Source organism: Streptomyces fradiae (assembly GCF_041270065.1).
Taxonomy (GTDB): Bacteria; Actinomycetota; Actinomycetes; order Streptomycetales; family Streptomycetaceae; genus Streptomyces.
This window is the reverse complement of sequence record NZ_CP065958.1, coordinates 2,827,082-2,850,315: the sequence shown is the minus strand read 5'-3', so window position 1 is coordinate 2,850,315 and position 23,234 is coordinate 2,827,082. Positions and strand designations below refer to the sequence as shown.

The following is a 23,234-nucleotide window of genomic DNA, read 5'->3' as shown; positions in this document are numbered from 1 at the left end:
TCGCGTCGCCCCCAGCACCGTTCGTCAGTACTTGTTACTCGTTCCTCACGACGGCAGGAGTCCCGCACCCATGGCAGAGCGCAAGCCGATCGAATCCTGGCTCACCGACATGGACGGCGTCCTCATCCACGAGGGCGTGCCGATCCCCGGAGCCGACGCGTTCATCACGAAGCTGCGCGACACCGGGAAGCCGTTCCTCGTCCTCACCAACAACTCCATCTACACCGCCCGCGATCTGCACGCCCGCCTCGCGCGCATGGGCCTCCAGGTCCCGGTCGAGAACATCTGGACCTCGGCGCTCGCCACCGCCAAGTTCCTCGACGACCAGCGCCCCGGCGGTACCGCGTACGTCATCGGCGAGGCCGGCCTCACCACCGCCCTGCACGACATCGGCTACGTCCTCACCGACCACGACCCGGACTACGTGGTGCTCGGCGAGACCCGTACGTACTCCTTCGAGGCCATGACCAAGGCCGTCCGCCTGATCAACGCCGGCGCCCGCTTCATCTGCACCAACCCCGACGAGACCGGCCCGTCCCTCGAAGGCCCGCTGCCCGCCACCGGCTCGGTCGCCGCGCTGATCACCAAGGCGACGGGCAAGGAGCCGTACTTCGCGGGCAAGCCCAACCCGCTGATGATGCGCACCGGCCTCAACGCGATCGGCGCGCACTCCGAGACCAGCGCGATGATCGGCGACCGGATGGACACCGACATCCTGGCCGGTCTGGAGGCGGGCATGCAGACCTTCCTGGTGCTGACCGGTCTGACGACGGAGGCCGAGGTCGACCGCTACCCGTTCCGGCCGTCGAAGATCGTGAAGTCGATCGCGGACCTCGTCGAGCGCGTCTGAGTCCTCGCATCTGAGTCCTCGCAGGTGGGGGCCCTGACCGGGCCCCTGCGGATGCGATCAGGCCCGATCCGGGTGACCCTGCCAGTACCAGGAGGTCACCATGCGTTCAGGTCCCATCGCTCTCCGTGCCGCAGCTGTGGCGGTAGCCGCAGGGTCGGCCGTGGCTCTGGTGCTCGCGCCGCCCGTCGCGGGCACCGCGCTCGCCCACGACGGAGTGCGGGCCACCGTCACCCCGGCCACGGCCGCGCCCGGCGCCGACGTCGACGTGCGCGTCACGGGGTGCAAGGGCACCACCGGCGCGGCCAGGTCCCAGGCCTTCGTCGCCGACGCCGAGCTCACCGGCCGGGACGGCGGGAAGAACGCGCTGTTCGGCGACACCAGCCTGAAGTCGGGACTCGAGGACGGTACGTACAAGGTCACCGTGACCTGCGACGGCCACGACCACGCCGACGTCGGCAGCGTCCAGGTCCGCCGCCACCAGGAGCCGACCCACCGGCCCACCCACGAGCCCACGCACCAGCCGACCCACCAGCCGACGCATCAGCCCACCCACCACGCGTCCCCGATCGCGCCGGTCCGTGCGGGCGGCGGCGGTGCGGCGGCCGCCTTCGCCGCGCCCGCGGCCCCCGGCGTCGCCCAGACGGCCGACGAGGCCGGGCTCGGCACCCCGTACACCCTCCTGGGTCTGGGCATGGCCGCCCTCGCGGCCGTCGCCGTCGCGCTCCGCAGCGCCGCCCGCCGCCGCGGCGGCGGCGCGGGCCAGAGCACGGACTGACCGGGGCCGGCCGGGTGTCCTCCGGGCGCGCGCTGACCGGCACGGCCTGGGCCGTGCTCGTGCTCGGCCTCTGGGTCTGGGGGAGGGACGCGGCCGACGGCCCGGCGTACGGCTCGGCGCCGACCACCGGCGACATCGCCGCCGTCGGCCGCCCGCCCGGAGTGCCGCTGCCCCCGGACCACGCCCCGCTCGACCCGGTCGAGCCGCGCCGCGTGGAGATCCCCTCGGTGGGGATCTCCGCCCCGGTCGTCGCCCGCGGCCTGGACGCGGACGGCGCGATCGACCCGCCGCCGTTCGAGATGCCGCACACCGTCGGCTGGTACGGCTCCGGCACCCGCCCCGGAGCCCCCGGCGCCGCCCTCCTGGTCGGCCACGTCGACACCGAGACCCGCCCCGCCGTCTTCTACGGCCTGAGCGCGGCGCGCCCCGGCGCGACGGTGACCGTGACCCGTTCGGACGGAAGCACCGCGGAATTCACGATCGACGAGGTCGAGGTGGTGCCCAGGGACGGTTTCGACGCCCGTAAGGCCTACGGCCCGCACCGCTCGGGGCGCGCTGAGCTGCGCCTGATCACCTGCGGCGGCAGCTTCGACCGGGCGGCGGACGCGTACACGGCGAACGTGGTGGTGTCGGCGTATCTGACCGGCACGAAGAGGTAGGACCGGGGGCCGGCCGGCGGGGCGGTGAGCGCCGGCCGCCGGCCGGTCCGGTCCTCGACCGCGGGCTCGCGGGCCGCGGGAGGAGCCCGGAGCCGTCGCGGGAGGTCGGGATCCGCCCACTGTAGAGGAAACGGTCAACGGGGAACCGGAAACCGGAAACGGGAAACGGGAAGACGACCGAGGCCCTTCACCATTCGGTGAAGGGCCTCGGTCTTTCGCGTGCGCCGCCAGGGACTCGAACCCCGGACCCGCTGATTAAGAGTCAGCTGCTCTAACCAACTGAGCTAGCGGCGCCTGCTGACAGAGATAACTCTACAGGACCTCTGACCGTGCTCTTGACCATTTACGGTCCCGCCCGGCCTGTCGGATGGTCGTATTGGGCCTTCGATCCGTCAAAATGCGATTTGTCCAGACAGTTGAGACGATGGCGCCCGTGCAAGAGCGCGAAAAGATCTTGACGAGTGTGGAGGGGAACGCATGAGCGTGCCGGTCTTCGAAGAAATCGAGCCCGCGGCCGACTGCGGCTGCCCGGGCTGCGCCCAGCGGCGGCGCGACCTCGCACTGGGACTTCCGGTGCGGGCCGGGGGCCACCCGGCGGCGCACGGCGCACGCCGCGCGCTCGTCCTGGTGACGGCGGCGGGCGTGGTGTTCGGCGGGGGTGCGGGCGGAGCGGCGGCGCTGCCGGCGGACCCGGCGACGGACCTGGCGGCGACGGACCTGGCGGCCGCGGACGCGGCCACGGTGGCGGGAGTGGCCGACGGGGCCGACGGGGCTGTCGGGACCCTCATCGAACCCGGCCCGGACACCCCGCAGGGCGGCCGGGGTCCGCTGCACGGCGCGGCGGGCCCGGGCTCGGCGCCGTCCCCGTACGCGAGCCCGACGACCAGTCAGATCTCGGCCCAGACCCTGCGGAAGACCACGCGGGCCGACATCATCAACCGCGCGAAGAAGTGGGTCACGGCGGCCGTCCCGTACTCCATGGAGAAGTACTGGAGCGACGGCTACCGCCAGGACTGCTCTGGCTACATCTCGATGGCGTGGAACCTCGCGTCCAACGAGTGGACCGGCAGCCTCGACCGCTTCGCCGACCGCATCGACCGCTCCGAGCTGCAGCCCGGCGACATCCTGCTGTTCCACAACCCGGCCAACCCGACGCGCGGCTCGCACGTGACGATCTTCGGCGGCTGGACCGACTACACCCACACCTCCTACATCGCGTACGAGCAGACCCCGCCGCGCGCGCGGAAGCAGGCGACGCCGCTCGCGTACTGGGAGAACTCCGACAAGTACGTCGCCTACCGCTACAAGGCCGTGATCAGCGGCGACAGCGGAAGCGCGGGCGCGGGTGCGGGTGCGGCGACCGGGACGGCGTTCCCGGGGGCGGGGAAGTTCGGGCCGGGCGCGAACAACGCGTACGTGACCCAGCTCGGCAAGCTGCTCGTCGCGCGCGGCGGCAAGTCGTACTACTCCCAGGGCCCCGGCCCGCGCTGGGGCGAGGCGGACCGCCGCGCCACCCAGGCCTTCCAGCTCGCGCAGGGCTGGAAGGGCGCGGAGGCGGACGGCATCCCGGGCCCGGACACCTGGGCGCTGCTGGTGTCGGGCAAGGGCAGGAACATCGGCGGTTCGAGTGGTTCGAGCGGGTCGAGCGCATCTGCGAACGGGTTCCCCGGGCGTGGCTACTTCCGTCCGGGGCAATCCAACGCATATGTGGAGAAGCTGGGCAAACAACTGGTGAAGCGGGGCTACGGCAAGCACTACGTGTCGGGCCCCGGTCCGCGGTGGACGGAGGCGGACCGCCGCAACGTCGAGGCCTTCCAGCGGGCCCAGGGCTGGCGCGGCGCGGCGGCCGACGGCTACCCGGGCCCGGAGACCTGGCGGCGCCTTTTCCGATGACCCCGAGAACATGAGGTGGACCGAATGACGGCATCGACCCCGACCCCGCCGGACAACGGCCCGGCCGCCACCCGCGACGCGGCCCGCACGGCCCGCCGCCTGACCGACGGCCGCCTACGCCCCGCCGGCCCACCCCCGACCCCGCCTGGCGGAGCGTCAGCGGCGGGTGCGGTGGGGCCGGTTGCGGGGGCGGGGGAGGTGCTGCCGGCGTCGTCGGCCGGTGGCGAGGGCGGTGCGCGTACGGGCTCCGCCGCGCAGCCCGGCGTGTCCGGTGGCGGTGCGTCGTCCACGGCGGCGCAGGCGGGCGGCCGGGCGGGCGGTGGTGACGTGCTGTCCGGTGCGCCCGAGGGCGGCGGGCGTACGAGCGCGGCTGCCTCCGGCGGCGGCGAGGTGTGGTCCGGCGCGCCTGAGGGCGGCGGGTTTACGGGCTCCGCCGCGCAGCCTGGCGTGTCCGGTGGCGGGGCGCCGTCCACGCCACCGGATGCCTCCGCTCCCGCGGCCGCGGCCGGCTGCCACGTGCGGCCCGTCTCGTTCCGTGACGGGTCGGCGTCCGGCCACGGCCCCGCCTCGCCGAAGGCGAGTGGAGTTGCGGCCGGAGCCCTTCCCGCCGACGGCTCCACGCCCGCGCCGTCCGGCAGCCGCCCGACCGGTGCGCCCTCGGGCCATGCCCCTCAGCCGGATCGGTCTGTGCCCGGCCGGGGCCTCGCCTCGCGGGAGCCGGGTGCCGGCGGCGCTGCGGCGCAGCTCGCTTCGCCGGAGGCGAGCGCTCTTCCGGGCGGCGCCCGCACCGGCATGCCCGCGTCGGCGGCCGGCCGCCTGCCCGGCTCGGGAACCCCTGCCGGCGCGGCAACCACGCCCGACGGCCGTCCTACCGACGCGGGAACCCACGTCGGTGCGGCAGCGGACACGCGTGCGGTCCACCCGGACTCGCAGGCGGGTGCCCTTTCGGGCGGCGCCCGCGCCGATGCGTCCGGTACGGGGATCGCCGCCGCTGCGGCGGCGGACGCGCGTGCGGTCCACCCGGACTCGCAGGCGGGCGCGACCGCCGGCGGGCACGGCGCGTCGGGTACGCGGGCTTCCGGAGCGGCGGCGGACACGCGCGCTGCCCACCCGGACCGTCCTGCGACCGGTCAGCCGCCCGGCTCGCCGCAACCGAGCACCCTCGACGGAGCACGCCCGTCTTCTACTGGTGCCGGCTCGGCCCAGCCGACTCCGTCCGGCGCCAGCCACGGACTGGGGTTGGCGCAGGCCGGTGCAGCCAGTGCCTCCGGGGCAGTGCAGTCCGCGTCGTCCGTGGGTACCCACGCTGGCGCCCGGAGTTCCACGGCGACCGGCCAGGCCCCGGGTTCGCCGCAGGCGGGTGCGCCCGACGCGCACTTGTCGTCCGCCGGTTCGCGCGCTCGTGTGTCCGGTTCGCCGCAGGCGGGTGCCCACGCCGGCGTCTCCGGCTCGGCGCAGCCGGCCCCGTCCGGGGACAGGCGCGGCCTGGGTTCGGCGCAGGCCGGTGCAGCCAGCGCCTCCGGTTTGGCGCAGGCCGTTTCGTCCGTGGGTGCCCACGCCGGCGGCGGGACTTCCGCGGCGACCCGCCAGGCGGCGGCCTCGCCGCAGGCGAGTGCGCCCGATGAGCCGCACTCGTGGTCCCCCGGTTCGCGCGCTGGCGTGTCCGGTTCGCCGCAGGCGGGTGCCTACGCCGGAGCCTCCGGCTCGGCGCAGCCGGCCCCGCCCGGTGCCGGCCACGGCCTGAGTTCGGCGCAGGTCGGTGGGCGCAATGAGCCGCGCCCGGCTTCCGCCGGTGCCCGCAATGCCTCCGGCTCGGGCCAGGCCGCGTCGTCCGTGGGCGCCCACGCTGGCGCCGGGACTTCCTCTGCGACTGGCCAGGCCCCGGGTTCCCCGCAGGCAGGTGCCCAGGCCGGAGCCCCTGGCTCGGCGCAGCCGACTCCGTCCGGGGCCAGCCACGGCCTGGGTTCGTCGCAGGCCGGTGGACGCAATGAGCCGCGCTCGGCTTCCGCCGGTGCCGGCAACGCCTCCGGTTTGGCGCAGGCCGCGTCGTCCGTGGGTGCCCACGCCGGTGCCCAGAGTTCCTCGGCGACCGGCCATGTTCCGGCCGGTGCTGCTGGGTCGGCGCAGCCGGCCCCGTCCGGTGCCCGGACGGCCTCGGCGGCCTCGCCGCAGGCGAGTGCGCCCGACGAGCGGTACCCGTCGTCCGCCGGTGCGCCCGGTCGCGCGTCTGGTTCGCCGCAGGCCGGCACCCACGCCGGCGCCTCCGGCTCGGCGCAGCCTGCCGCCCCGGGCCGGGCCGGGCGCCCGGACGAGGCTGTCGACTTCGGGTGGATCGCCGGGATGCGCGTCAAGGCGGTCACGCTGCCCGTCGCCGCCAACGCCGAGCCCCCCAGCCGCAGCACCACCGCCGCCACCACCACCAACCCCCGGCGGCAGAAGGTCATCGCGGGGGAGACCACCGGGAGCATTCCGGTGCATCTGTTGTTCCGGGACGAGTCGGAAGGGGGCGGGAAGGGGGACGACGGGGGGCCCGACACCGTGCCCGTGGCCAAGGCGAAGGGTAAGCCCGGCGACAAGGGCAAGGCCGGCAACGGCAACGGCAACGGCAGGAAGAAGGCCGCCGCCATCCCCGCGCCCACCCGCTCCGCCTCGCGCCCCGCGCCGACCGCAGATCCGAAGCTGGTCGAGCGGCCGGGGCCGGTGCTGCCGGGGTGGGTCGGGGTGGTCGGCGGGGCGATCGCGGCGATCGGGTGCGCGGCGATCGTGTGGTGGACGGGCGCCGTGCCCGACGAGGCCGCGCGGATGCTGCGGCTGCCGGTCCGCCCGTACGACGGGATCCATCTCGGCCAGTGGGCGCTGCTGGCGCTCGGCGTCGTCGTCGCGCTGTTCTTCCTCGGCGGTCTCGGCCGCGGCCGGGTCGGTTACGCCCTCGTGCTCACCCTGTTCGGCGAGTACCGCGGCACCGTCCGCCGCACCGGCCTGCTCTGGGTGAGCCCGCTCCTGCTCCGCCGCCGGGTCGACGTACGCCTGCGGCACTGGCGCAGCGAGCCGCTGCCCGCGGTCGACGCGAAGGGCACGGCGCTGGACGTCGTGGTCCTGGTGGTGTGGCGGATCAGGGACACCGTGCGGGCGGCGCTCGGGGTGGACGGGCACGAGGAGTATCTGCGCGAGCAGGTCGAGGCCGCGATGGCGCGGGTCCTGTCGCAGCTGCCGGCGGACGCGTTCCACGAGGACGCGCCGACCCTGCGCGACGCGGAGGCGGTCGGCGAGGCGCTGACCCGGATGCTGTCGGCGGAGTGCGCGCCGGTCGGGATCGACGTGTTCTCGGCGCAGCCGACCCGGATCGAGTACGCCCCCGAGGTCGCCGCGGCGATGCAGCGCCGCCGGATCGCGGCGATCGACGCGAAGCACCGGGACAGCGTGCTCACCTCGGTCGTGGACGCGGTGGACGACGTGGTCCACCGGCTGACCTCCCGTGGTCTGGTGGAGCTGGACGACTACGAGAAGAAGGCGCTGGTGAAGGACCTGACCGTGGCGTTCTACACCGGCCGCACCGCCCCGGGGGAGGGCGCCTGAACCCGTCCCGGCCACCCCGCCGTTGGTATGGACATGTTCAAGTTCCGTCCCTACCTTGGGACTTGGTCTAGACCTAAACCCGACAGTCAAGAGCACTACCGCACGCGTGCAAGCACAGCCCACAGAACACCCCCACGTTCTCCTGGAGCGACAGCATGCGCAAAAAGACAGGGGTGGCGGCCGTGGCGCTCGGCGTCGCAGCCGCCTCCCTCTTCGCCACCACCAGCGCGAGCAGCCACGGCTACACCGACTCGCCGATCAGTCGGCAGAAGCTCTGCGCCAACCGCACCGTCTCCAACTGCGGCGACATCCAGTGGGAGCCGCAGTCGGTCGAGGGGCTCAAGGGCTTCCCGTCCCGCGGCCCCGCCGACGGGACGATCTGCGCGGGCGGGAACTCCCGCTTCGCGCAGCTCGACGACGCCCGCAACGGCGCCTGGCCGACGACCAGGGTCAGCGCGGGCCAGAGCTACACCTTCCGGTGGCAGTTCACCGCCCGCCACGCGACCACGGACTTCCGCTACTACATCACCAAGAACGGCTGGACCGGGACCAGGGCCCTCACCCGGGCCGACCTCGACACCCAGCCCTTCCTGGTCGTCCCCTACAACAACCAGCAGCCGCCGTCGACCCTCTCGCACTCCGGGACCATCCCGGCGGGCAAGACCGGCCGGCACCTGATCCTGGCGGTCTGGACGATCGCGGACACCGGGAACGCCTTCTACGCGTGCTCGGACGTCCAGCTCTAGTCGCCAACGGGCACATCGGCGACGTTCACAACTGAAAGACCGTCAGCTACCATCCCGCCGCATGGGGACCGTCGCGGAACTCGTACGACGCCAGTGGAACGACCACCGGACCGGACTGAGGGACGAGCGCACCACCCTCACCCACCACCAGGTCGCCGCCGGCGCCGCCGCGCGGGCCGCCCTGCTCACGGAGCTGATGCCCCCCCGGCCGGGGCGCGAGCCGCACCTCGGCCTGCTGCTCGACAACACACCGGAGTACCCGCTCTGGCTCGGCGCGGCGGCCCTCGCCGGGGCCGCCGTCGCCGGGATCAACCCCACCCGGCGCGGCGCCGAACTCGCCCGCGACATCCGGCACACCGACTGCCGGGTCCTCGTCACCCAGCGCGCCCACCTGCCGCTCCTCGACGGACTCCCGCTGCCCGCCGGGCTGCGCGTGCTCGTGACCGACACCGACGCGTACGCGACCCTGCTCGCCCCCTACGGGACGGCCACGCCCCACGACACCTTCCTCCGGCCCGCCGCCCGCCCCGACACCCGCTTCCTGCTCTCCTTCACCTCCGGCTCCACCGGCGCGCCCAAGGCCGCCGTCTGCTCCCAGGGCCGGCTCGCCGCCGCCGGCGCCTCCCTCGTCTCCCACTTTCGGATACGGCCGGACGACACCCACTACATCTGCATGCCGATGTTCCACGGCAACGCGGTGATCGCCGACTGGGCCCCCGCCCTCGCCGCCGGCGCCGACATCGCGCTGCGCGCCCGCTTCTCCGCCTCCCGCTTCCTGCCCGACGTACGGCGCTTCGGCGCCACCTACTTCACCTACGTCGGCCGCGCCGTGCAGTACCTCCTCGCCACCCCGCCCGGCCCGCACGACCGGGACCACCGGCTCCGGCTCGGCTTCGGCACCGAGGCCGGCGCGGCCGACGCCGCCCGCTTCGAGGCGCGCTTCGGGGCGCGGCTCGTCGAGGGGTACGGATCCTCCGAGGGCGGGGCCGCGATCCAGCGCACCCCGGGCACCCCGGCCGGGGCCATCGGGCGGGCCGCGCCCGGCGACGACCTGGCCGTGGTCGACCCGGAGACCCGCCGCGAGTGCCCGCCGGCCCGCTTCTCGCCCACCGGCGTGCTCCTCAACGCCGACGAGGCCGTCGGCGAACTCGTCAACCGGGGCCGCAGCCCCTTCGAGGGCTACTGGCGCAACCCCGAGGCCGACGCCGCACGGGTACGGGACAGCTGGTACTGGACCGGCGACCTCTTCTACCGGGACACCGACGGCTTCCTCTACTTCGCCGGCCGCACCGACGACCGGCTGCGCGTCGACAGCGAGAACCTCGCCGCCGCGATGATCGAGAACATCCTGGCCCGCTGGGAACGCGCGGCGGGCGTCGCCGTCTACGCGATCCCCGACCCCGTCGCCGGCGACCAGGTGATGGCCGCGCTCGCCCTGCGCCCCGGCACCGCGTTCACCCCCGGCGCCTTCGCCGGTTTCCTGGCCGCCCAGGGCGACCTCGGCACCAAGATGCCCCCGAAATACGTCCGGGTCGTCCCCGAACTCCCCCTGACCGCCACCAACAAGATCCACCGGGTCGCCCTGCGCCGTACCGCGCTCGCCACCGCCGACCCCGTCTGGTGGCGCCCGGCGCCCACCGCCCCGTACGAACCCCTGACCCCGGCCGTCCGCGCCCGCCTCCGCGAGGAGTACGCCCGCCAGGGCCGGCCGCTTCCCGGCGACCCGCCGCTGTCCGACTGCCCCTAGGGGTAGGGCCAGGCCCACCCCCCGTACGCCCCTCAGACCCATGGCCCCCGGCCCGCCCCCGCGCCTAGCGTGCACGTCATGCAGTCCCGCAGCCCCCGGCCCCGCACCCCCCGCCCCGCCGCCCGCACCGTCTGGCAGGCCCTCGCCCGCCCCGCCGGCCTCCTCCGCACCGCCTGGCCCTGGCGGGCCGTCGCGCACCTCGCGGGCGGGGTGGCCTCCGGCGCCGTCACGCTGCTCCTGCTGCTGGTGCTCTGCGGGTTCTCGCTGCTGCTCGTCGGGCTCCCGCTGCTCCTCCTCGCCGGGGTCGCCGTCGGCGCCGCCGAGCGGTGGCGGCTGCGGCTCGTCGACCCCGACCCGGCGCCCGACCCGCACCGGCTGCCCGAGGCCCCCGGGCTCGGCGCCTGGCTCCGGCTGCGGGCGAGGGAACAGGCCACCTGGCGGGAGCTCGCGTACGCCCTGCTCCACGCCACCGTCCTGTGGCCGCTCGACCTGACCGTCCTCGCCGTCGGACTCGGCCTGCCCGCCGCCCTCATGAGCGCCCCGCTCCAGCTCGCCGCCGACGGCCACGAGGCGAAGGTGGTCAAGGCCTACCTGGTCACCTCCTACCCCCAGGCCTGCGCCGCCGCCCTCCTCGGCCTGCTGCTCCTGCCGCTCCTCCTCTACCCGCTGACCGGTTACGCCGGCGCCCGCGCCGCCCTCGCCCGCGCCCTGCTCGCCCCGCGCGAGGCCGAACTGCGGCAGCGGATCGGCGAGGTCACCGCCTCCCGGGCCCGGCTCGCCGCCGCCTTCGAGGCCGAGCGGCGCCGGATCGAACGCGACCTCCACGACGGCGCCCAGCAGCGGCTCGTCGCCCTCACCATGACCCTCGGCCTCGCCCGTTACGACGCCCCGCCCGGCCCGCTCGCCGACCAGCTCGCCAAGGCCCACGACGAGGCCGGCCGGGTCCTCACCGAACTGCGCGAGCTGATACACGGCATCCACCCCCAGGTCCTCGCCGACTACGGACTCGGCGCCGCCCTCGCCGACGCCGCCGACCGCACCGCCACCCCCGTGGACTCCGCCGGCCTCGACCCCGAGCTGCCCCGGCTGCCCGCCGCCGTCGAGAGCGCCGGCCACTTCGTGGCCCGCGAGGCCCTCGCCAACGTCGACCGGCACAGCGGCGCCGCCCGCGCCCGGATCACCGCCCGGTACGCCGACGGCACCCTGCTCGTCGCCGTCGAGGACGACGGGCACGGCGGCGCCGACTCCGCCCGGGGCAGCGGACTCACCGGACTCGCCGACCGGCTCGCCGTCCTCGATGGCACACTGACGATCACCAGCCCGCCCGGCGGGCCGACCCTCCTCCGAGCGGAGATCCCGTGCAGCCCGCTGCCCCCGACCGACCCGGCCTCCGGATCGTCCTCGCCGAGGACGGCGTCCTTCTCCGCGAGGGACTGATCGGCCTGCTTGCCCGCTTCGGCCACGAGGTGGTCGCCGCCGTCGGCGACGCCGACGCCCTGCGCACCGCCGTCGCCGCGCACGCCCCGGACATCGTCCTCACCGACGTACGGATGCCGCCCGGATTCCAGGACGAGGGACTGCGCGCCGCCGTCGCGCTGCGCGCCGAGCGCCCGGGCCTGCCGGTGCTCGTGCTCAGCCAGTACGTGCAGCGCAGCTACGCCGCCGACCTCCTCGACTCCGGCGACGGGACCGGCGTCGGCTATCTCCTCAAGGACCGGATCGGTCAGGTCGAGGAGTTCGTGGACGCGCTCGCCCGGGTCGCGGCCGGCGGCACGGTCGTCGACCCCGAGGTCGTACGGCAGCTGCTGCGCCGGCACCGCGATCCGCTGGCGGCGCTGACCCCGCGCGAGCGGGAGGTCCTTGCCCTGGTCGCCGAGGGGCACTCCAACGGGGCGGTCGCCCGCCAGCTTGTGGTCACGGAGGCCGCCGTCGGCAAGCACATCGGCAACATCCTCGCCAAGCTGGACCTGCCGCCGGCCGAGGACACCCACCGCCGGGTGCTCGCCGTCCTCGCCTATCTCCGGGCGTGACGCCGGAAGAACGGGCAAAGAAGAACGGGCAAAGCAGAAGGCCCCTCGCTCTCGCGAGGGGCCTTCCTGTCTGTGCGCCGCCAGGGACTCGAACCCCGGACCCGCTGATTAAGAGTCAGCTGCTCTAACCAACTGAGCTAGCGGCGCCTGCTGACAGAGAAAATACTACCTGGTCCGGAGGGGTGCTCGTGACCACCCCCGGACCACCTTCCCGACACCCGCTAGATCGCCAGCGAGAGCACCACCGGAGCCGCCCGCCGGTTGAGGGTGTCGGCCGCGGCGCGCAGCCGGTGCGCGTGCTCGATCGGGAGCGACAGGGCGAGGCAGCCCACGGTCGCGCCCGCGGTGAGCGGCACCGCCGCGCAGACCGTGCCCACCGCGTACTCCTGGAGGTCGAGCATGGGTACGGTCGGCGGCTGGCTGTCCAGCTTGGAGAAGAGCACGCGCTCGTTGGTGATCGTCCGGGAGGTCAGCCGGGCGATCTTGTGGCGGCTCAGATGGTCGCGGCGCCCGTTCTGGTCGAGCTGGGTGAGCAGGCACTTGCCGACCGCGCTGGCGTGGGCGGCCGAGCGGAAGTCCACCCACTCGTTGACCTTCGGGGTGCGCGGGCCGTCGGCGAACTGGGTGATCTTCACCTCGCCGTCGATGTAGCGGCTGATGTAGACCGCGGCGCCGACGGAGTCGCGCAGCTCGGTCAGGGTCTCCTGGAGCTTGCGCTCCAGGGCCTCGCGGCGGGTGACGCCGGAGCCGAGGAGGACCAGGGAGTCGCCGATGACATAGGCGCCGTCGGAGACCTGCTCCACATAACCCTCGCGCCGCAGCATCAGGAGCAGGGACGACAGATGGGCGACGGGCAGGCCGGTCTCCCGCGCGATCTGCACGTCCGTCACGCCGCCGCCGTGCCGTGAGACCGTCTCAAGCACGCGCAGGGCGTATTGCACCGAGTGGAACGGCGCGGTGGGCTCGGGCTTCAGCGCCACGGTTTCCCCCTACCAGGTTGTGACCGCAAGCTTCCGTACCACGATAGCCGCCAAGCGCCCGCAACGGGGCGGCTGTTGGCGAGAATGATGCGGTGCACAGGCCCCCTGTGCTGGGCATCACCCCGGTGGCATATGCCACAGTCACAGCCCCGCCGGAGAGGCTGAGGTCAGGGCCGTGTGAACAGGCGTCCGCACGCCCGTTCGGTGCCCTTCCGGACGTGAAGACTTTTTCGCGCGGGGACCTCCGGAACCCCCGGTGGACCCGCGGAAGGGCTCCCGGACGGGCTTTTGCCCCGGCTTCCGGAATAACCGGAGACCTCCTCCTGTTAGCCCCCGTGACCGACGTCCCTACGCAGGAAGGCCGCCCACGGTGAGCGACGCGATTCGAGACGCGATTCGAGGAGAGGCGCGCGGCACCGCGCCCGTACCGCTGTCCGTGCTTGACCTGGTCACGGTCGGCGAGGGGCGCACCGCGAGCCAGGCGCTCGCGACCAGTGTGGAGATCAGCAGGCTCGCCGAGCGCCGCGGCTACCACCGGCACTGGGTGGCCGAGCACCACTCCATGCCCGGCGTCGCCTCCTCCTCGCCCGCCGTGATCCTCGCCCACCTCGCCGCCCACACCCGGCGCATCCGCCTCGGCTCCGGCGGCGTGATGCTGCCGAACCACGCCCCGCTGGTGATCGCCGAGCAGTTCGGCACCCTGGAGGCGCTGGCCCCGGGCCGGGTCGACCTCGGGCTCGGCCGCGCGCCCGGCACGGACGGCGCCACCGCCGCCGCCCTGCGCCGGACCCAGACCCTGGGCGAGGGCGCCGACGACTTCCCCGAGCAGCTCTCCGAGCTGACCCGGTTCCTCGACGACACCTTCCCGGACGGGCATCCGTACGCCCGGATCCACGCCGTCCCCGGCCCGGTGCAGGGCCCGAAGGGCCGGCCGCCGATCTGGCTGCTCGGCTCCTCCGGCTTCAGCGCCCGCCTCGCGGGCCTCCTCGGACTGCCGTTCGCCTTCGCCCACCACTTCTCCGCGCGCAACACCATCCCCGCGCTCGACCTCTACCGGGAGTCCTTCCGCCCCTCCGCCGTCCTCGACGCGCCGTACGCGCTGATCGGCGTGGCCGCGCTCGCCGCCGACGAGGCGAAGGAGGCGCACCGCCAGGTGCTGACCGGCGCCCTGTCGATGCTGCGGCTGCGCACCGGCCGGCCCGGCCTCGTACCGACGCCGGAGCAGGCCGAGGCGTACGCGTTCGCGCCCGCGGAGCGGGAGTTCGTGGACGGCTGGCTGGCGAACATCGTGTACGGCACGCCGGACGAGGTCCGCGACGGCCTGGACGCGCTCCAGAAGCGCACCGGCGCCGACGAGTTGATGCTCACGGCCAACGCGCACAGCGGGGACGCGCGGCTGCGCAGCTACGAGCTGATCGCCGACGCGTACGGTCTGCCGGAGGTCGCGCCCGAGCTCGCGTCCGAGCTCGTGTCCGAGCTCGTGTCCGAGCTCGACTGACTCCACCAAGTGGAATTTCCCGGCCCGTTGGTTCACCTTCGAACCGGCGGGCCGTGGAAACCTAAGTGAACCTTAAACCGCTCGTCACGCATGGTGGCGGGCGGTTGTTCTTTGTGCTGCACGCCTCTGACAAGGGCTTTCTTCCGCCAATTGGTCTAGTCCTCAATCTGGTTCAGACCATTGACGAGCTGTTCACGCGGCGGATATCACTGCTCCAACTTCCGTACCGCCACCCCTTCCGGAGGCCGCACGTGCACCCCCGCAACCCCCGCAGTCTCGGCAGTCCCCGCAAGCCACTGATCGCCGCACTCCTCTGCTCGACCCTCGCCGCCGGCGCGCTCGCCGCGACCGTCGGCCTCGGCTCGGCCTCGGCCGCCGGCGCCGCCACCACGGCCGCGTCCACCGGCGGCGTCAAGATCGCGTACTACGACCAGTGGAGCGTCTACGGGAACGCCTTCTACCCCAAGCACCTCGACGAGCGGGGGATCGCGGCCAAACTGGACGTCATCAACTACTCGTTCGGGAACATCCACCCGACCGACCTCACCTGCTTCGAGGCCAACAAGGCCGCCGGCGACGACGCCAACCCCAACGCCGGTGACGGCGCGGGCGACTCGTACGCCGACTACCAGAAGTCCTTCTCGGCCGCGGACAGCGTCGACGGTGTGGCCGACAAGTGGGACCAGCCGATCGTGGGCGTCTTCAATCAGTTCAAGGAACTGAAGGCGAAGCACCCCAACCTGAAGATCAACATCTCGCTCGGCGGCTGGACCTACTCCAAGTACTTCTCGGACGCGGCCAAGACCGACGCGAGCCGCAAGAAGCTGGTCGCCTCCTGCATCAAGCAGTACATCCAGGGCGACCTGCCGGTCGAGGGCGGCTACGGCGGCCCCGGCACCGCCGCCGGCATCTTCGACGGCATCGACATCGACTGGGAGTACCCGGGCTCGCCCGACGGGCACCTCGGCAACCACTACGCCACCGAGGACAAGCAGAACTTCACCCTGCTCCTCGCCGAGTTCCGCAAGCAGCTCGACGAGTACGGCGCCGCCCACGGCGGCAAGAAGTACCTGCTGACCGCCGCCCTGCCGGCCGGCCAGGACAAGATCAAGAACATCGAGACGGACAAGATCGGCGCGTACCTCGACTACGCGAACATCATGACGTACGACATGCACGGCGCCTGGGACGGCGACGGGCCGACGTACCACCAGTCCCCGCTCAACTCCGGTGCCAACGACCCGACCGACGTCATCAAGCCCGGCACCGAGAAGTACTCGATCGACAACGCCATCGACTCCTGGATCGACGGCAAGCCCGCCTACGGCATCACCGGCGGCTTCCCCGCCAACAAGCTGACCCTGGGCTACGAGTTCTACTACCGCGGCTGGAAGGGCGTGCCGGCCGGCACCACCAACGGCCTCGCGCAGACCGCCACCGGCGGCTCCAACGCCCGCCCGCTGAGCCAGGCGGCCGGCATCGCGTACTACAAGGAGCTCGGCGGCATCGTCGACAACCCGGCGACCACCTTCTGGGACGACCAGGCCAAGTCCGCCTACTTCTACAAGGACGGCGAGTTCTTCACCGGTCTCGACCAGCGCACCATCCAGGCCCGCGCCGACTACGCCCACCAGCGCGGTCTCGCCGGCGCGATGATGTACTCGCTGCTCGGCCTGGACGCCAACGCCACGCTCTTCAACCAGATCGTGACCGCGGTCGGCTCGACCCCGACCGACCCGACCACCCCGCCCACCACCCCGCCGACGACGGCCCCCACGACTCCGCCGACCACGGAGCCCACGCCGGACCCGACGCAGACCACCACCCCGCCCACCGGCTGCACCAACCCGGCGTACGTCGCCGGCCAGGTCTACACCGGCGGCCAGACCGTGTCCCACAAGGGCCACAACTGGAAGGCCAAGTGGTGGACGCAGAACGAGGAGCCGGGCACGACCGGCGAGTGGGGCGTCTGGCAGGACCTCGGCGCCTGCTAGTCACCCCGGTGTGAACCCCTCATGAACCACTGCCCCCGCCCGGAATGTCCCTCCGGCCGGGGGCAGTTCCATGCCCTGCGTGGATTCTTCCGTACGGGCTACGCCGGCTGCGGCTGTACGGGCAGGGGCGCGACCCCGATCAGTTCCGCGATGCGGTCCGGCGCCACCGGCCGGGAGTACAGCCAGCCCTGGCCGGTGTCGCAGCCGATCCGGCGCAGCCGGGCGGCCTGGCCCGAGGTCTCCACGCACTCGGCGGTGACCGTGAGCCCGAGCCGGTGCGAGAGCCCGACCAGCGCCTCGACGATCAGCTCGTCCGCCGGGTTGGCGTGCTCCTCGTCCTGGAAGCCGCGCACGAACGATCCGTCCAGCTTGAGCACGGAGACCGGCAGCCGGCTCAGATAGGCGAGGTTCGAATAGCCGGTGCCGAAGTCGTCGATCGCGATCCGCACCCCCATGTCGCTCAGCGCCTGGAGCGCCTGCAGCGGCCGGCCGGCCGAGCCCATGACGGCGGACTCGGTCAGCTCCAGCTGGAGCAGATGCGGCGCGAGCCCGGTCTCGGCGAGGATGCCGGCGACGTCGGCGACCAGGTCGGAGTCCCAGACCTGACGTACCGCCACATTGACGCTGACGAAGATCGGCCGGTCGCCCGGGTGGTCCTTCTGCCACTGCCGGGCCTGGCGGCAGGCGGTGTGCAGCACCCAGCGGCCCAGCTCGACGATCGAGCCGTCCTCCTCGGCGATCCCGACGAACCGATTCGGCGTGAGCAGCCCGAACTGCGGGTGGTCCCAGCGCACCAGCGCCTCCACCCCGCGCACCGCCCCGTCGACGAGGTCCACGAGCGGCTGGTACTCCAGCACGAACTCGCCCCGCTCCACGGCCGGCCGCAGGGTGGAGGAGAGCGCCTGCCGGGTCATCCGGTGCGCGTTGCGCTCGGGGTCGAAGAGGGTCCAGCGGGCCTTGCCGTCGGCCTTGGCCCAGTACAGCGTGGTGTCGGCGGCCTGCATCAGCTGCGTCGCCGTCGAGCCGTGCGCGCGCCGCTCGACCACGCCGATGGAGGCGGAGACCGAGAGCCGCTGCCCGGACAGGTCGAAGGGCTCCTGGAGCGCGGTGAGGACGGACTGCGCGAGGTCGGCCAGCTGCTCGGTGCCGGTGGAGTCCTCGACCAGGATCGCGAACTCGTCGCCGCCGAGCCGGGCCACCAGGTGCCCGCCGCCGCTGCGGGTGTAGCCGTAGCCGTCGGCGCACTCGGTCAGCCGGCCCGCGACGGCGGCGAGCAGCCGGTCGCCGACCCGGTGCCCGAGGGTGTCGTTGACCGCCTTGAACCCGTCGAGGTCCAGGTAGCAGATGCCGATCCGCCCTGTTCTGCCATGCCCGTACGACTCGTAGGACTGGTAGGTCTCGTGGGTCCGGTGCGTGTGCTCCCGGGGGGCCTCGCCGGCCGCCGGGCCCTCGGTGGCGGCGCTCTCCAGGGCGGCGGTGAGCCGCTCGAAGAAGAGGGTGCGGTTGGGCAGCCGGGTGACCGGGTCGTGCATCTGGAGGTGGCGCAGCCGGGCCTGGAGCTCGCGCCGGTCGCTGATGTCCGCGACCGAGAGCAGCACGCGCGGGCTGTCCGGCACGGGGGCGACGGTGACCTCGGCCCACAGGGAGCGCCCGTCGGGGTGCTTGAGGCGGCGGGTGCAGCGGAAGCGGGAGCGGCGGCCGCCGAGCACCTCGCGGTAGGCGTGCCAGGTGCGGCCGTCGGCGGCGAGGTCGACGAGGTCGGCGGCGGCCTGCCGGCGCAGGGCGTCGGCGTCGGCGCCGAGGAGGGAGCCGAGGGCGTCGTTGGCGGCGAGCACGATGCCGTCCCGGTCGACCAGGGCCATGGCGAGCCGGGCGGCGCGGAAGGCGGCCTGATGGTCGCGGAGGTCGCGGAGGTCGTCTCGGGGGTCGTGGAGGTCGTCTCGGGGGTCGCGGAGTTCCGTACCGTCGTCCGGATCGGGTGCGGGTGAGTGACACTCTGTGATCGCCGGTTCCGCCGACGGGTGCACCGGTACTTCGGGGGATCCGCTCACCGCTCGCTCCCGTACAGATGTGGTCGGAATGGTCGGCCCAGGGAAAGTGTGCCGATCATAGAGGCTGGTTGGGGCGCCGTTCCAGCTTCTGGACGGGCCCCGGGCCCCGTGCGGGCTGTGAGGCTGACCACCCCGGGTGGCGGCAGATCGTTTCTGCGCGGGTGTGACACGGGTCGATGAGGGCCTGACCGAATGTGACTTTCCGTGAGCTGATGCCTGCCCGTGTCGCGTCGACCGGGCGCGTCCCGCTCACCCGACCGGGGCAGCGGAAAGGTGCGAAACACCACAAACCGCCACAAGGTGGTTGAGGTGTCAGCTTTCCGGAGCCGGAGGTCCACGTGAGGGGTCAGCAGCCACCCGGGCGGGTGCCCGGGCGAGGGTCCGGTGGCGCGCACGGGGGAGCGGGCGGGGGAGGGCTCGGCCGGGGGGCTGGGGGAGTGTATGGAGGAGGGTCCGAGTGGGCGCCCGGGCGAGGGCTCGGCCGGGGGTCCGGTGGCGCGCGCGGGCCGGTGGAGCGCTCCCGCCTGCGGGCCGGCGCGGCCGCCTTCACCTCCCTCGCGGCGCTCGCCGCGACCGGTCTGGTGGCCGGGCCGGCCGTCGCCGCGCCCTCGGCGGGCCCGTGCGCCCTGCCCCGTACCGCCGCGCACCACTCCCTCGGCCTCGACACCTGGAACCGGGCCTACCCCCGGCCCGCCCGCGCCCTCGACGCCGTCATGATCTTCCTGTCCTTCCCCGACTCCCCGCCGCTCACCACCCCCGCCGAGCTGACCGCCGACCACTTCCCCGGCACCGCCGAGTTCTTCGAGCGCGCCTCCTACGGACGCTTCAGCCTGCGCGTCCACCCGCAGGCCGGCTGGGCCCGGATGCCGCAGAAATCCACCGCGTACGCGATACGGCGCGACTGGAGCGCCGAGCACCGCGGGGCCTATCTGCGCGACGCGATCCGGGCGGCCGACGCCGCCGTGGACTTCTCCCGCTACGACATCGTCTATCTGGTCGCCGACCCGGACGCGCCCGGCGTGGACTCCGACGCCACCAAGGTGGTCAACCTGGAACACCCGCCGGAGGCCGACGGTACCGAGATCAAGCGGGTCGTCACCGTCTTCGAGCGGCACCCGCCGGACCGCAACGTGCTCGCCCACGAGACCGGACACGTCTTCGACCTGCCCGACCTCTACCACCGGCCCACCGACGGCAAGGGCGACTGGGACACCCACGTCGGCGACTGGGACGTCATGGGCAGCCAGTTCGGCCTCGCGCCCGACCTCTTCGCCTGGCACAAGTGGAAGCTGGGCTGGCTCGACCGCGCCCAGGTGGCCTGCGTACGCGGCCCCGGCACCCACGTCATCGGCCTGGAACCGGTCGCCGCCGCCCCGGTCGCCGGCGGCACCCTCGGCACCCGGCTCGCCGTGGTCCGCACCGGCGAGGACAGCGTCCTGGCCATCGAGGCCCGCTCGGCCACCGGCAACGACGCCGACACCTGCACCGAGGGCGTCCTCGTCTACCGCGTCCGCAACCGCGCCGCCTCCGGCGACGGTCCCGTCGAGGTCGTCGACACCCACCCCCGCACCGAGGCCTGCTGGGAACGCTCCGTCTACCCCCCGCTCGCGGACGCCCCGCTCCAGGAGGGCGAGTCCTTCACGGTCCCGGACACCGGCGTCCGCGTGGACGTCGCCGAACGCACCCCCTCGGGCGTCTGGACCATCCGCATCACGGGCCCGCAGCCCGTCGGCTGAGCCGACCGATCCCCCGTGCACACGAAGAAGCCCCCCGCTTCCGCGAGGGGCTTCTTCCGTCTGTGCGCCGCCAGGGACTCGAACCCCGGACCCGCTGATTAAGAGTCAGCTGCTCTAACCAACTGAGCTAGCGGCGCCTGCTGACGTCGTAGACATTAGCATCCTGGTCGGCGGAAGCAAAAATCGATACCCGCACGTCGGCCGCCCTAACCGCCCGGACGGCCCGCACGCAGGCCCACAGCAGGACCTCGGGGCCGGGGAGCCAGGGCTTGCGGGTGTCGGGGGCGACCAGCCAGCGGGGGCCCGAGGAGTCGTGCGGGGTGAGCGGGGGGATGGTGACCGCGTCGCCGGTGCCGTGGCAGAGCGGGCGGGGGACCTCCTGGCCCCACTCCTCCCAGTCGAGCAGGGACGGTAAGCGCTGGGCGGTGCCGGGGGCGGCGAAGAGCAGCATCCGGCCCCGGTGGACCGCGACCGGGCCGCTGCCCGGGCCCTCGGCCCACAGCCGGTCCAGCATCCGGCGCCCGAAGGTCGGCTCCACGTTGACGACGTCGAAGACCGTGCCGCAGGGGAGTACGGCGGGGGAGGCGGGGCGCTGCTCCCAGTGGGCGAGCGCGGGGCCCGGGCGCGAGGTGGCGGAGGCGAGCCAGGCGGCGCCGTCCTCGGTGACCCGCGCGGGCTGGTGCCGGCAGATGTCGTACAGGACCGTCGTCTCGTCGCTCAACCACGTCGTCATACGAGAACATCTACCGGGTGTGACGGAGCCGTTTCAGCGGGTTGCGGGAAACCCGGACACGGTGGGGTGCGGAGGAGTATCTTGCGCCCCGGCATATGCCAGCGCGCTGGGCTGCCGGGGTAGACCGCGGGCGCAGTCCCGGTCCCCGTTCCCTCAGTCCTCGGTCTCGCGCCCGCCCGTACGGATCAGGCCCTGCCCGAACTCGATCATCTTCCGCGCGTAGTCCTCGGTCCACGCCGCCCGCTCGGCGATGTCGGCGGGCGTCAGCCGGTCGAACCGGCGCGGGTCCGCGAGCTGGGCCGCCGCGATCGCCTGGTACTCGATCGCCCGGTCCGTCGCCGCCCGGAACGCGAGCGTCAGCTCCGTCGCCCGGGCCAGCAGCTCCCGCGGGTCCTCGATGGACTCCAGGTCGAAGAAGTGCTCCGGGTCGGCGGTCGCCTCGGCAGGCTCGAAGACCAGCGGCGCCGGCCTGACCCGCCGCTGCCCGCTCCGCTCCGCGGATTCCGCCATGGTCCTTCTCCTCCTCGCACACACACGGCCCGGACACCCGGGCCGCCGCTTCCCATTCTCCCGCGCCTGGCAAGAGGGCCGAAGCCCGCCGCTCACGGGCCCGGACTCACGGCGTCCGGACTCACGGCGCCCACGACACGCGGTGCTCCGCCAGGTGCGAGAGCACCGCGTGGTTCGCCTCCCACCCGTCGGGGAACTTCACCGTGACGCCCAGCTGGACCGGTTCCGTCGAGGGGTGTTCGTCGAGGAGGGCGGTGACGCCGGCGCGGCAGACGACGATGCAGGCGTGGCGGTGGCGGGAGGCGAGGACGCAGAGGCGGCCGGTCTCCAGGTGGAAGGCGGTGGCGTCGGGGCGGCCGGAGAGGGGGTGGAGGACGACGGTGACGTCGTACTCGCGGCCCTGGAGGCGGTTCGCCGTGTCCACGGTGACGCCCGTGACGCCGAGGTCGGCGAGGGCCGCGCGGACGGCCGCCGCCTGGTCGCGGTGGGCGGTGCCGACGGCGACGCGGTCCGGGGTGAGGGGGGCCGGGTCGGGGGAGCGCTCCGAGACCGAGGCGCCGCCGCGGTCGAGCAGGCGGCGCACGACGAGGGCGACCGCGTGGACCGCCTCGGGATCGGTGCGCGGGGTGTGGCGGGCGGGGAGTTCGAGCAGGCCCCAGCCGGACTCGGCGGCCTCGTCGAGGACCCGGTCCGGGGCCGAGCCGTCCGAGGGCACGCCGAAGGACAGACGCCGGTCGCCGTGGCCGGTGCCGCTGCGGAAGGGCGTGTACGGGTAGAAGGCATCCGACACCAGCGGCGCGGCCGAGGCCGGCAGCCGCCAGGACACCGGGAGCCGGTGCTGCGGCAGCTCCGGGTTGTGCGCCAGGAGCGTGGAGACGGCCGACGCCGACGGGTCGTACGACAGGCCCGCCCACTGCTCCGCGCCCACCACCGAGAACGGGTCCAGCTGCCCCGGGTCGCCCACGAAGAGCGCCCGCTCGAACAGGCCCGCCACGGCGAGCAGCGCGTCCGAGCGCATCTGGTACGCCTCGTCGACGATCGCGTGCGCCCACGGCTCCACGTTCTTCACGTGCGCCCACTTCGCGGCCGTCGACACCACCACCGGCAGACCCACCAGGTCCCCGGCCTTCGCCGACTTCCGCACCTGCTCCAGGTCGTCGAGCGCCTTGTCGTACGGATCGGCGTCGCTGGAGTGCAGCCGGCCGACCGCGAGCTCCGGCTGCTTCTCGGCGATCCGCAGCACCAGGTCGTCCACCTGCGCGTTGGTCTGCGCCACGATCATCAACGGGCGCCCGGCATCGGCCAGTTCGAGCGCCGCCCGCACCACGAGCGTCGATTTCCCGGCGCCCGGCGGAGAGTCCACGACCACGCCGCGGGCGGAGCCGCGCAGCGTGTCGGCCAGGATCGCCTCCGTCGCCCGGGTCGCCTCCGCGGACGGGTCGAAGGGCAGGGACTC

Annotated in this window: 18 protein-coding genes and 3 tRNA genes; 12 read left to right on the top strand and 9 right to left on the bottom strand. The window is 73.8% G+C overall.

Annotated elements, in window-relative coordinates; all coding sequences use genetic code 11:
- The first annotated feature begins 70 nt into the window (after nucleotides 1-70).
- The 3 genes from JAO84_RS12785 (at nucleotide 71) to JAO84_RS12775 (ending at nucleotide 2,284) form a co-directional block, all read left to right on the top strand.
- On the top strand, nucleotides 71-850 hold the full coding sequence (locus JAO84_RS12785) for an HAD-IIA family hydrolase (RefSeq protein ID WP_265869124.1): 780 nt from the start codon (nucleotides 71-73) through the stop codon (nucleotides 848-850).
- A 160-nt stretch (nucleotides 851-1,010) separates the two neighbouring features.
- Entirely contained in the window at nucleotides 1,011-1,625 is a 615-nt protein-coding gene (locus JAO84_RS12780) for a PT domain-containing protein (protein ID WP_370412980.1), read from the top strand.
- 14 nt (nucleotides 1,626-1,639) lie between these two features.
- Nucleotides 1,640-2,284, top strand: coding sequence for a class F sortase (locus JAO84_RS12775; RefSeq protein WP_370412979.1), 645 nt, complete (start codon nucleotides 1,640-1,642; stop codon nucleotides 2,282-2,284).
- 220 nt (nucleotides 2,285-2,504) lie between these two features.
- On the opposite strand, the gene JAO84_RS12770 is transcribed toward JAO84_RS12775, so the two are convergent.
- A tRNA-Lys gene (locus tag JAO84_RS12770) sits at nucleotides 2,505-2,578 on the bottom strand.
- Nucleotides 2,579-2,761: 183 nt separating this feature from the next.
- Here JAO84_RS12770 and JAO84_RS12765 point away from each other — a divergent pair.
- Nucleotides 2,762-4,177, top strand: coding sequence for a peptidoglycan-binding protein (locus JAO84_RS12765; RefSeq protein ID WP_370412978.1), 1,416 nt, complete (start codon nucleotides 2,762-2,764; stop codon nucleotides 4,175-4,177).
- 156 nt (nucleotides 4,178-4,333) lie between these two features.
- Here JAO84_RS12765 and JAO84_RS12760 read toward each other — a convergent pair whose 3' ends face one another.
- On the bottom strand, nucleotides 4,334-4,693 hold the full coding sequence (locus tag JAO84_RS12760) for a hypothetical protein (protein WP_370412977.1): 360 nt from the start codon (nucleotides 4,691-4,693) through the stop codon (nucleotides 4,334-4,336).
- A gap of 1,824 nt (nucleotides 4,694-6,517) precedes the next feature.
- Between JAO84_RS12760 and JAO84_RS12755 the strand changes: the two genes are divergently transcribed.
- From JAO84_RS12755 to JAO84_RS12735, 5 genes are all read left to right on the top strand, one after another.
- A complete protein-coding gene (locus JAO84_RS12755; protein ID WP_370412976.1) occupies nucleotides 6,518-7,753 on the top strand; it encodes an SPFH domain-containing protein in 1,236 nt (411 codons plus the stop codon).
- A 155-nt stretch (nucleotides 7,754-7,908) separates the two neighbouring features.
- The gene (locus tag JAO84_RS12750) at nucleotides 7,909-8,499 is read left to right on the top strand and encodes a lytic polysaccharide monooxygenase (protein WP_265862697.1); all 591 of its coding nucleotides are present in this window, start codon (nucleotides 7,909-7,911) and stop codon (nucleotides 8,497-8,499) included.
- A 61-nt stretch (nucleotides 8,500-8,560) separates the two neighbouring features.
- Entirely contained in the window at nucleotides 8,561-10,246 is a 1,686-nt protein-coding gene (locus JAO84_RS12745; RefSeq protein ID WP_370412975.1) for an AMP-binding protein, read from the top strand.
- Between the two features lie 78 nt (nucleotides 10,247-10,324).
- Nucleotides 10,325-11,683, top strand: coding sequence for a sensor histidine kinase (locus JAO84_RS12740; protein ID WP_370412974.1), 1,359 nt, complete (start codon nucleotides 10,325-10,327; stop codon nucleotides 11,681-11,683).
- Nucleotides 11,605-12,276: a response regulator gene (locus tag JAO84_RS12735; protein WP_370412973.1), complete on the top strand. Its 672-nt coding sequence runs from the start codon at nucleotides 11,605-11,607 to the stop codon at nucleotides 12,274-12,276. The genes JAO84_RS12740 and JAO84_RS12735 overlap by 79 nt, the downstream gene beginning before the upstream one ends.
- A gap of 73 nt (nucleotides 12,277-12,349) precedes the next feature.
- On the opposite strand, the gene JAO84_RS12730 is transcribed toward JAO84_RS12735, so the two are convergent.
- Both JAO84_RS12730 and JAO84_RS12725 read right to left on the bottom strand, forming a co-directional pair.
- Nucleotides 12,350-12,423, bottom strand: a tRNA-Lys gene (locus tag JAO84_RS12730).
- A 74-nt stretch (nucleotides 12,424-12,497) separates the two neighbouring features.
- Nucleotides 12,498-13,256, bottom strand: a complete 759-nt coding sequence (locus JAO84_RS12725; protein WP_265862690.1) for an IclR family transcriptional regulator — start codon at nucleotides 13,254-13,256, stop codon at nucleotides 12,498-12,500.
- Nucleotides 13,257-13,626: 370 nt separating this feature from the next.
- On the opposite strand from JAO84_RS12725, the gene JAO84_RS12720 reads away from it, so the two are divergent.
- Together JAO84_RS12720 and JAO84_RS12715 are read left to right on the top strand one after the other, a co-directional pair.
- Nucleotides 13,627-14,754 (top strand): LLM class flavin-dependent oxidoreductase, encoded by a 1,128-nt coding sequence (locus JAO84_RS12720; protein WP_370412972.1) that lies wholly within the window; start codon nucleotides 13,627-13,629, stop codon nucleotides 14,752-14,754.
- Between the two features lie 296 nt (nucleotides 14,755-15,050).
- Complete coding sequence (locus JAO84_RS12715; RefSeq protein WP_370416743.1) at nucleotides 15,051-16,748, top strand: glycosyl hydrolase family 18 protein; 1,698 nt, start codon at nucleotides 15,051-15,053, stop codon at nucleotides 16,746-16,748.
- A gap of 98 nt (nucleotides 16,749-16,846) precedes the next feature.
- Here JAO84_RS12715 and JAO84_RS12710 read toward each other — a convergent pair whose 3' ends face one another.
- Nucleotides 16,847-18,610: a putative bifunctional diguanylate cyclase/phosphodiesterase gene (locus tag JAO84_RS12710; protein WP_370416742.1), complete on the bottom strand. Its 1,764-nt coding sequence runs from the start codon at nucleotides 18,608-18,610 to the stop codon at nucleotides 16,847-16,849.
- Nucleotides 18,611-19,308: 698 nt separating this feature from the next.
- Between JAO84_RS12710 and JAO84_RS12705 the strand changes: the two genes are divergently transcribed.
- Complete coding sequence (locus JAO84_RS12705; RefSeq protein ID WP_370412971.1) at nucleotides 19,309-20,535, top strand: M6 family metalloprotease domain-containing protein; 1,227 nt, start codon at nucleotides 19,309-19,311, stop codon at nucleotides 20,533-20,535.
- Nucleotides 20,536-20,598: 63 nt separating this feature from the next.
- On the opposite strand, the gene JAO84_RS12700 is transcribed toward JAO84_RS12705, so the two are convergent.
- The 4 genes from JAO84_RS12700 to JAO84_RS12685 form a co-directional block, all read right to left on the bottom strand.
- Nucleotides 20,599-20,672, bottom strand: a tRNA-Lys gene (locus tag JAO84_RS12700).
- Nucleotides 20,663-21,268, bottom strand: a complete 606-nt coding sequence (locus JAO84_RS12695) for a bifunctional DNA primase/polymerase (RefSeq protein ID WP_265862686.1) — start codon at nucleotides 21,266-21,268, stop codon at nucleotides 20,663-20,665. Before JAO84_RS12695 ends, JAO84_RS12700 begins: the two co-directional genes overlap by 10 nt.
- Before the next feature lie 153 nt (nucleotides 21,269-21,421).
- Nucleotides 21,422-21,778 carry a hypothetical protein gene (locus JAO84_RS12690; RefSeq protein WP_265862683.1) on the bottom strand — a complete coding sequence of 119 codons (357 nt, stop codon included), beginning with the start codon at nucleotides 21,776-21,778 and terminating at the stop codon, nucleotides 21,422-21,424.
- A 121-nt stretch (nucleotides 21,779-21,899) separates the two neighbouring features.
- Nucleotides 21,900-23,228 (bottom strand): AAA family ATPase, encoded by a 1,329-nt coding sequence (locus JAO84_RS12685; protein ID WP_370416741.1) that lies wholly within the window; start codon nucleotides 23,226-23,228, stop codon nucleotides 21,900-21,902.
- Nucleotides 23,229-23,234 lie beyond the last annotated feature (6 nt).

Bases quoted from the DNA above. Each gene is read 5' to 3' on its own strand.
- JAO84_RS12745 (WP_370412975.1), top strand. From the start codon at position 8,561: ATGGGGACCGTCGCGGAACTCGTACGACGCCAGTGGAACGACCACCGG.
- JAO84_RS12740 (WP_370412974.1), top strand. From the start codon at position 10,325: ATGCAGTCCCGCAGCCCCCGGCCCCGCACCCCCCGCCCCGCCGCCCGC.
- JAO84_RS12750 (WP_265862697.1), top strand. From the start codon at position 7,909: ATGCGCAAAAAGACAGGGGTGGCGGCCGTGGCGCTCGGCGTCGCAGCC.
- JAO84_RS12765 (WP_370412978.1), top strand. From the start codon at position 2,762: ATGAGCGTGCCGGTCTTCGAAGAAATCGAGCCCGCGGCCGACTGCGGC.
- JAO84_RS12785 (WP_265869124.1), top strand. From the start codon at position 71: ATGGCAGAGCGCAAGCCGATCGAATCCTGGCTCACCGACATGGACGGC.
- JAO84_RS12755 (WP_370412976.1), top strand. From the start codon at position 6,518: ATGCGCGTCAAGGCGGTCACGCTGCCCGTCGCCGCCAACGCCGAGCCC.
- JAO84_RS12695 (WP_265862686.1), bottom strand. From the start codon at position 21,268: ATGACGACGTGGTTGAGCGACGAGACGACGGTCCTGTACGACATCTGC.
- JAO84_RS12710 (WP_370416742.1), bottom strand. From the start codon at position 18,610: ATGGCCCTGGTCGACCGGGACGGCATCGTGCTCGCCGCCAACGACGCC.
- JAO84_RS12690 (WP_265862683.1), bottom strand. From the start codon at position 21,778: ATGGCGGAATCCGCGGAGCGGAGCGGGCAGCGGCGGGTCAGGCCGGCG.